We start from the raw sequence: 8,331 nt of genomic DNA, 5'->3' as shown, positions 1-8,331 counted from the left end.
GTTATTGCAGGTGTTACGCTATAAGTATCTCCTGTAAATAGCGCCGTAGTCGTTGTCTGATCCGCATACCATCTAAAAATTGGTGTTGTAATAGTTGTTGAAGCTGTGAGCGCAGTCGATGAACCCGCACAAATTACTGCATTTGAAGCCGTGATATCAGCATCCAAACCTAATCTATTCACAGTTACAACAACCGCTTTTCTAGTGTTGATCGCGTTTTCACAGACTCCGTCACCGCTTACGCTAACATAATACGTTGTCGTTGTTGCCGGAGTTACAGTATAAGTATCTGCTGTATTTAATACTGTGGTACTTGTCTGATCCGCATACCATCTGAAAACTGGATTTGTTATTCCAGTAGCTGAAGCTGCAAGCGAAGCTGATGAATCCGCGCAAATGACAGCATCGGAGGCTGTGATATCAGAATCCAAGCCTAATCTGTTGACATTTACTACAACCGCTTTTCTAGTGTTGATGGCATCATCGCAAATATTAGTTCCTCTCACACTAACATAATAGGTAGTCGTGGTTTGTGGCGAAGGATCATATACCGCTCCAACTGATAGCGGATCCGGAGAAGTTTGATCAGCATACCAAATAAATTCTGGATTGGCAATTGTTGATGAAGCAGTCAAAATTGCGATATCACCCAAACAAATGGTTTGATCAGCTGCATCTATATCTGCCGCCGTTGCCAAAGGATTCATAGTAACTGTTACAGGCTTTCTTGTATTTGGTGCATTTTCACAAACATTGTCTCCGCTAACACTTATATAATAAGTTGTATTTATTGTTGGAGATACCGTATAAGTGTTTCCAATATTTAATACTGTTGTTGTCGTTTGATCCGAATACCATCTAAAAATTGGAGAAGTGACTGTTGACGAAGCACTAAGAACTGAAGCTTCGCCTGGACATGTTGTAGTATCAGCGGTGGTGATATCGGTAGCAATTCCTAAAGGATCAACATTCACAACAACGACTTTTCGTGTATTAATAGCGTTCTCGCAGACTCCGTCACCGCTCACACTGACATAATACGTTGTCGTTGATGCTGGAGAAACGTTATAAGTATTTCCAGTACTCAAAACTGTAATACTTGTCTGGTCTGCATACCATCTAAAAACGGGCGTGGCAACATTGGTTGTTGAGGCAACAAGACTCACGGAAGATCCTGCGCAAATTGTTTCATCCGCAGCAGCGATATCTGAATCCAAAGCCAAAGTATTTACAGTCACGGTTACTGCTTTTCTTGTATTTACTGCATTTTCACAAACTCCGTCCCCGCTTACACTTACATAATATGTTGTAGTTACGGCTGGAGAAACAGTATAAGTATATCCAGTGAAGAGAACTGTAGCACTTGTTTGATCAGCATACCATCTAAAAACGGGCGTGGTCACGGTAGTTGATGAAACTGCCAGTGCTGTAGAAGAACCAGCACATATTGTTGCGTCGGTACTTACTATATCAGAATCAAGCCCTAAAGAATTTATTGTTACTGTAATGGGTTTTCTATTATTGATTTCATTCTCACAGACATCATTACCTTTTACACTTACATAATACGTTGTAGTTGAGATTGGAGAAACAGTATACGTTGTACCAGTATTAATTGCTGTCGTACTGGTTTGATCAGCATACCATGTAAAGGTAGGAATACCAATAGTCGATGTACTTACCGTTAGCGTAGCACTATCGCCGGGACAGACTGCACTGTCTGCACCCGTAATATCAGATGCTACAGCAGAGGCATTAACATCTACAGTAATCATTCTTGTTGTTGCAGCTGATGGACAGCCACTCAAGCCAGTTATCGTATAGGTAATTGTTGCAGTTCCCGGTCCAATACCAGTAATTACCCCATTTGCATCTACAGTGGCAATACCAGGAAAATCTGTACTCCAAAGTCCGCCCGGGTCGCCATCAGTAGAAAAAAGGGTTGTATCTCCAGGACATAAATTCTGTTTTCCTGATAAAGTCCCCGGATTAGCTTGAATAATATTTACAGAATAAACAGAAGGTATAACTGGACAACTTCCGGTTTGTATTATTGTATATTTTATATTTGTTGTACCGCGTGCAACGCCCGTTACTACACCACTTGCATCAACCGTCGCAATTGTTATATCTTCACTTTCCCATAATCCACCGGGAGTTCCAGTCGAAGTTAATGCAGAAGTACCGCTAACACAGATATCCTGATTTCCAGATATTATACCTGATTCTGCAGCATCTTCAACCGTAACTGATCTTATAGATGATACATCGGCACAACCTCCTGTTCCACTAACTGTATAAGTTATTGTTGTTGTACCTGCCAATAATCCTGTTACGATACCACTGCTGTCAACAGTTGCGATCGTTGTGTCGAGACTTGACCATGAGCCACCCGCATTACCATCAGAACTAAAAGTTGTTGTTGTTCCTTGGCAAATATTTTGCGTTCCCGATAAATTTCCAGCATTTGGAGGCGCTGTTATAGTCAAAGTTACCGCAGTCCTTACAGAAGTAGTACAAGTGCCATTATTTCCTTGCGCGTAATATGTGACAGTTCCAACAGTACTGAGTATTGGAGAAGCTACTATATTTCCACCAACCGCGGCATCATACCAAACTACAGATTGACCTGTAGGAACGCTCGCAGTTGCTGTTAGTGTCGTTGGAAAACATCCTTGAGCGGAAACCGTTGCATCAACTGGTACGCTTGCAGCCGTCAACGTAATGAGTGCATTATTTGAAATGTTCCCATCTGTATCTCTGCCATTATATGCCATTGGAGTTGGAGCAATTACACTACTGGATTGAGGTTCAAAGGTAACCTGACCAGCTGAATTAACTTTCCAAACTCCTTCCCCCAGAATAGTTATTGCAACAATATCCCCTTCTCCATCAGTAATAATATTTGTTCCCGTTCCCGGATTTACCAAACTTACTGTTGAGGGTACAATTGTATTTCCAGTAGTATCATTGGACAAAATGTTTATAGCACCTGAAGAGCTTCCAACATTAAAACAAGCCACATCTGGCGTAGCGGCTGGAAGTCCAATTGCGTAATCTTCGACTTCTCCATCCATGAATGCGCCGCCAGTATCCGAGGTGGTAATGGATTCTGTAGTTGTTCTTACTCTTAAATAAGTTCTGGCATGACCCGCTGTGTTAGTCAAAGTAACATTGTTCCAAGTAAGATTAACGCTTCCTGTCAATGTTCCTGCCGGCGTTGTTGCGCTAGTTCCTTCTGAAGGCTGAAATACGCCGTCATTATTCCAGTCAATCCACGCCACATAATTTGCGGGCAGTCCTGTATTATTGTGAAAAGTAGTAGCAACTGTATAACTGCTGATTAATTGTCCATTGTTTGTCAATGGTGGAATGGTCTGAATTCCATCATCATCAACAGAAGCGTCTGCCAATACAGATGGCGAACCATCTGGCTCTGTATAATTAGTGTCTCCTAAAATAAGTGTTCCAACAACGCCGTGAGAGGGTCCTCCGGAGGCTAATAATGTTTTATAACTATCTGGCGCATCTCCAAAATCTGAACTAATGGTTATTACTATCGGACTTAAACCTGATGCTTGAACATTGGCTTGACCAGTAACACTCCAAATTCCTGTCATCAAAAAGAAATCAGTTACTTTAGTACTCGTTGATGGTGGAGTAAATAAAACCTGATGGTTTAAATCATCAGGAGTACCAGATCCTCCACTAGTTGTTTGTCTTCTAATAGTCATATTATTAGGCAATGCAGCCGCGGCTGTGGCACCAATTGAATTGCTTACTAAAGTTCTCCAGCTATGACCTGCTGCAGAAGTATTGATTGTTTGATTTGTAAGCTGTGTTGTGGGTCCGCTGATGATATATGGAACATACGTATTGCCATCATAACCAAAAAAAGCAACCCATTCAGCGTTTCCATTTGGTGTTCCGTGAACACCATCGATGTCCAAAGCAAGAAAATTAATGCTGGAAATAGGTCGGCTGAAATAAATTCTAAAACCAATACTGTTTGTACAGTTATTTCCCATTCCGTTATCGGCATTCTGCGTATTCGCCATTTGAATTTTGGTGAAATTTGTTGGTGTTTTGTCTCCAACATAAGCCGGAAGCGTAATTCCAGTGAACAATCCTCCAATATCTGGTCCCGCGGTTCCTGAACCCGCAGCTCCTGTAGAATGTGTGGCGCTACCTGTAGTTATCATCTGCGCTTTTACAATAGTTCCATCAGGCATTCTTTTTCCATTTGGCATTGAGCTTAAAATATCAGCAATTGAAAAACTGTAATTCGTTTGAGCAGATACACTTGTTATTAAAAACACTGTAATAAATACTAATAAGATTTTAACTGTATTTTTCATTATCGATAAATTTTAGTGTGCTATATTTTTTTCTTTCAGATAAGTTGTAGCCAGAATTACAAAGCAGTAATTATAAATTCGCTTCGTCTATTGGCTTGATGTTCTTCTTCGGTACATTGAACCCCATCTGAACATTTATTGACAAGTTGTGTCTCTCCGTATCCTTTTCCAGTCAAGCGATCGGCTTTTACGCCATTTTTAATCAACCAATTAATTGTTGATTTTGCTCTTCGGTCAGATAAAGCGTCATTATATTGATGTGATGCTCTACTATCAGTATGCGAACGAATATCAAGTTTCATTTTAGGATACTCATTCAATACCGCTAATATTTTTTCTAAATCTATAGCCGCTTCTGTTCTAATATTGGATTTGTCCAAATCAAAGTAGATCATTTTTATACCAAAACAAACTCCTAGATCATCGCCAACAGTTACCTTGCAAATGCTTCTGTCTAAAGCGATTGGTAAGCTGGTTTTTCCGTTATTTTTGGGAATAGTTATGGCTACTTCTTTAGTTTCATATTCTGCTTTTTCAGCTCGGACCTGATACGATTTACCGCATTCTACAGAAAAAGAATAATTTCCAGAATCGTCTGAAATGGTAGTATTTTTAACAGCCATTTGATCGTCAAACAAAGTAACCTTAGTTTCTGGCAAAACTGCTCCTGTTTGAACATCGGTTATGACGCCATAAAGTTCCTGAATACAATTAAGTCTTCTAGTTTCTAAGAAACTATAGATGTCATCAGAACCATGACCCCCGTCTTTATTTGAACTAAAATATCCTTTTCGGGTCGTAGGGTCAATGATATAAGCAAAATCATCTTTGGGTGAATTAACATCTGAACCTATATTTTGAACATTGCTTATTTTGCCATTTGAATCAATATTAGCAACAAAAACATCCAAACCTCCTAAACCAGGATGTCCATCTGATGAAAAATAAATCTCATTTTCACTCGTTACATACGGGAATGTTTCTTTTCCTTCTGTGTTGATTGTATGACCAAGATTTTCTGGAGTACCATAGCCACCGTTCGAATTTATGCTGACTTTATACAAATCAGATTGTCCGATTGTACCTGGCATATCAGAAGCAAAATAAAGTGTTTTTTCATCGGGACTTAAGGCAGGATGCGCCACACTGTATGTATTGCTGTTAAAAGGAAGTTCAGTAATATTTGACCATTTATTATCTTTATCTAACGTGGCTTTATAGATTTTTATAAAGGTAGTCTTGTTCTCATCTTTTCCTTTTTTTCCGTTGAGGTAATTATTTCTAGTGAAATAAACCGTTTTTCCATCACGTGTAAAAACGGGAGAAGCTTCGTGAAATTTGGTATTAATCGCAGATTTAAACTTATTTACTTTTGTCGATTTTCCTGTTTCAGCGTCAAGATCTGCATTGTAGATATTCGTAAAATATTCGCCGGTCCACTTATGTTTTCGCTGTGTAAAATTTCCGGTATCTCTAGCAGAAGCAAAATAAAGTTTGTTATTGTAAACAAATGATCCGTAGTCTGAGTATTTGCTGTTTACCCCGGCATCTTCAATTTTATATCTTCCCGAATTTGATTTTATTACATCTAAATAATTGACATCGTCCTTATAAAGTTTGCCTCTGTTGTCATTTTTTGATTTAAGATAAAAATCATCCATAAGTTTATTTGCTTTGTCAACCTCGCCTATTGATTTTAGTGATTGTGCATATCTGTAGTAATACTCTGGTTCAACGGCTGTATTCATTGCAAACAACTCGCCATACCATTTTGCAGCGCCTGCGAAATCGGAATTAAAATAATAGGAGTTTCCAAGTTTTTTGAACATATCCTCAGACTTGTATCCTTTATTGGCTACTTTTTCGTATGTTTTTATGGCATCGACATAGGCGTAGTTATCGTATTTTTTATCTCCGGAATTTACTTTGGCTTGCTGCGCATAACTGCCAAAAGAAAAAGTACTTACAGCTGTAAGGAAAAGTAGTGTATAGTTTTTCATGATACTTTTTTTTAGAAGAAACGAGGAGTTGTGATTTTGCCATTGTTTATGAAGAATTCATAGCGCAGAAATATTTCGTGCGAGCCAGAATTATAGTTCCTTAATTTGGTGGTTTCTTGATCGTATCCATACCCAATATATAATCCATCTGTGATTTGAAATCCAGCCATGGCACTCACAGCGGCGTCCCAACGATAGGCAACTCCTAATGTCAGTTTTTCAAAGAATAAAAAGTTAGCGGATACATCAACCTGAAGCGGCGCTCCCTCTACCATTTTTGTCAACAATGCTGGTTTAAATTTTATTTCCTGAGAAAAATTGAAAACATAACCGCCCATCAAGTAGTAATTTATTTTGTCTTTATAAATTGCTACATCATTGTCGTCATATCTGTTGGTCTGAATAAAGTTGGGGACAGACAATCCAATATAAGCTCGATCTGAATGCCAATAAATTCCAGCTCCTATATTTGGAGATACATCGCTGTCTAAGTTTTGAAATTGAGGATCACCTTGATTTTCAGGATTTAGCTTACTTGCGTCAATATTAAAAACATCTACCGAGCCTTTAATCCCAAAAGAAAGTTTCCAAGTTTCGGAAGTCGGAATAGTATAAGATAAATCTACAGAAAACTCATTTTCATTTGTAGGTCCAATTTTGTCATTGACTAAAGACGCGCCAATTCCAATATTGCTATTGTTTATCGGAGTATTTACAGAAATTGTATTTGTTTTTGGTGCACCATCTAACCCTACCCATTGGTCGCGATGCAATGCAAAAATACTAAGCACGCCACGAGAACCAGCGTAGGCCGGATTTATGTTTATGGTATTATACATATATTGCGTATACTGTGCGTCCTGCTGTGCATAACTGCCGCAATATCCAAATAGAAATATGTAAAAAAGTATTTTTTTCCTCATCTTTCAAATTTTTAAATTTAACATTAAGGCATGACGAATTAGTCATAAGAACTGACGCTCTTCAACAAAATCAATAAAATACATGTCTGATTAGTCAAATTAGTTCCAACAGCTTTATTGGAATCTTAAAGACTAAATCAAAGGGAAATGATAAAAATTACAGGAGTGTAATATCCGGTTTGGAAAATATAAAGCGTATCAACACTTTATTATAAGGCTTCAATTGGTTTGGCTAATAAAGAATCTTACATTTTAAGTACAAAATGACTCAAAAAAAGTGGGGCCAAAAATCGATGACAAACCAATTAAGTTTATCATGAATTGATTTATGATGGGGTAGGCAAAAAATTTGAGGGCAGAAAATTCACTTAATAATAACTCATTTTACTGATCAGATAAAATAAGGAAATCTAATTCTCATATCATTTCTTTTAAAATGAGAACTGGTTAGCAGTCTGCATTAAGAAAAAATCAAACAAAATAATTTTAAGATCTCTAAAGATTTAAAATTTGAGTAGTTAATCTACTCGCTCAATCATACTATTATATAAAATCTCTGACTACGAAAGTTGATAAACTTCAATAATAGTATTAAACCTCTTACAAATCTAAAACTTTTATATTGATAATCAATTATTTAGATTATTTTTTTTTACACTTTAACACTAATGACACTAAATCGAGCTTTTTTTATTTTTTTGTGCTTTTCAATTTTTCTAAAAACGTACAAAATCTCTACGGTGGCATCGTGGCACATTTAACATTCGGAAAAATGCGCCACAGAATTATACCTAAACACAGCAACCACAGAAATTAAGAAAGCTAACAACTCTTGTTTATCGAAGAATCCAAAATTGAATTTAGCGAGATGCGTTTTATACAAAAGTTCGCTGATGAGTTTGATATCATCATGAGGTTTTCTGAGATTAATGTCAAAAACACAATTGGAAACTTAAAATATAATATTCTAAATGATTAATATGTAGCTAATAAAACATTAAAAAAGGAGCTTCATCTCACTGCAAAAAATCCTAGTCAGAGATTAGGTCT

The 8,331-nt window shown here is 37.5% G+C and carries 3 protein-coding genes; all 3 read right to left on the bottom strand.

All coding sequences use genetic code 11. The annotated features are described in order from the left end of the window. Positions 1-4,358: beta strand repeat-containing protein (locus AAYQ05_RS21125; RefSeq protein WP_343545246.1), on the bottom strand; the 4,358-nt coding region annotated here is incomplete at its 3' end. Between the two features lie 56 nt (positions 4,359-4,414). After that, on the bottom strand, positions 4,415-6,358 hold the full coding sequence (locus AAYQ05_RS21120) for an OmpA family protein (RefSeq protein WP_343545245.1): 1,944 nt from the start codon (positions 6,356-6,358) through the stop codon (positions 4,415-4,417). Between the two features lie 11 nt (positions 6,359-6,369). After that, positions 6,370-7,281, bottom strand: coding sequence for a PorP/SprF family type IX secretion system membrane protein (locus tag AAYQ05_RS21115; RefSeq protein WP_343545244.1), 912 nt, complete (start codon positions 7,279-7,281; stop codon positions 6,370-6,372). Between the last annotated feature and the right edge of the window lie 1,050 nt (positions 7,282-8,331).

Source organism: Flavobacterium movens (genome assembly GCF_039581425.1).
Classification (GTDB): domain Bacteria; phylum Bacteroidota; class Bacteroidia; order Flavobacteriales; family Flavobacteriaceae; genus Flavobacterium; species Flavobacterium luteolum.
The sequence above is the reverse complement of the archived record's forward strand: the minus strand, read 5'-3'. Positions and strand labels throughout refer to the sequence as shown.

Coding starts and splice junctions, on each gene's coding strand:
- AAYQ05_RS21120 (WP_343545245.1), bottom strand. CDS start 6,358: ATGAAAAACTATACACTACTTTTCCTTACAGCTGTAAGTACTTTTTCT.
- AAYQ05_RS21115 (WP_343545244.1), bottom strand. CDS start 7,281: ATGAGGAAAAAAATACTTTTTTACATATTTCTATTTGGATATTGCGGC.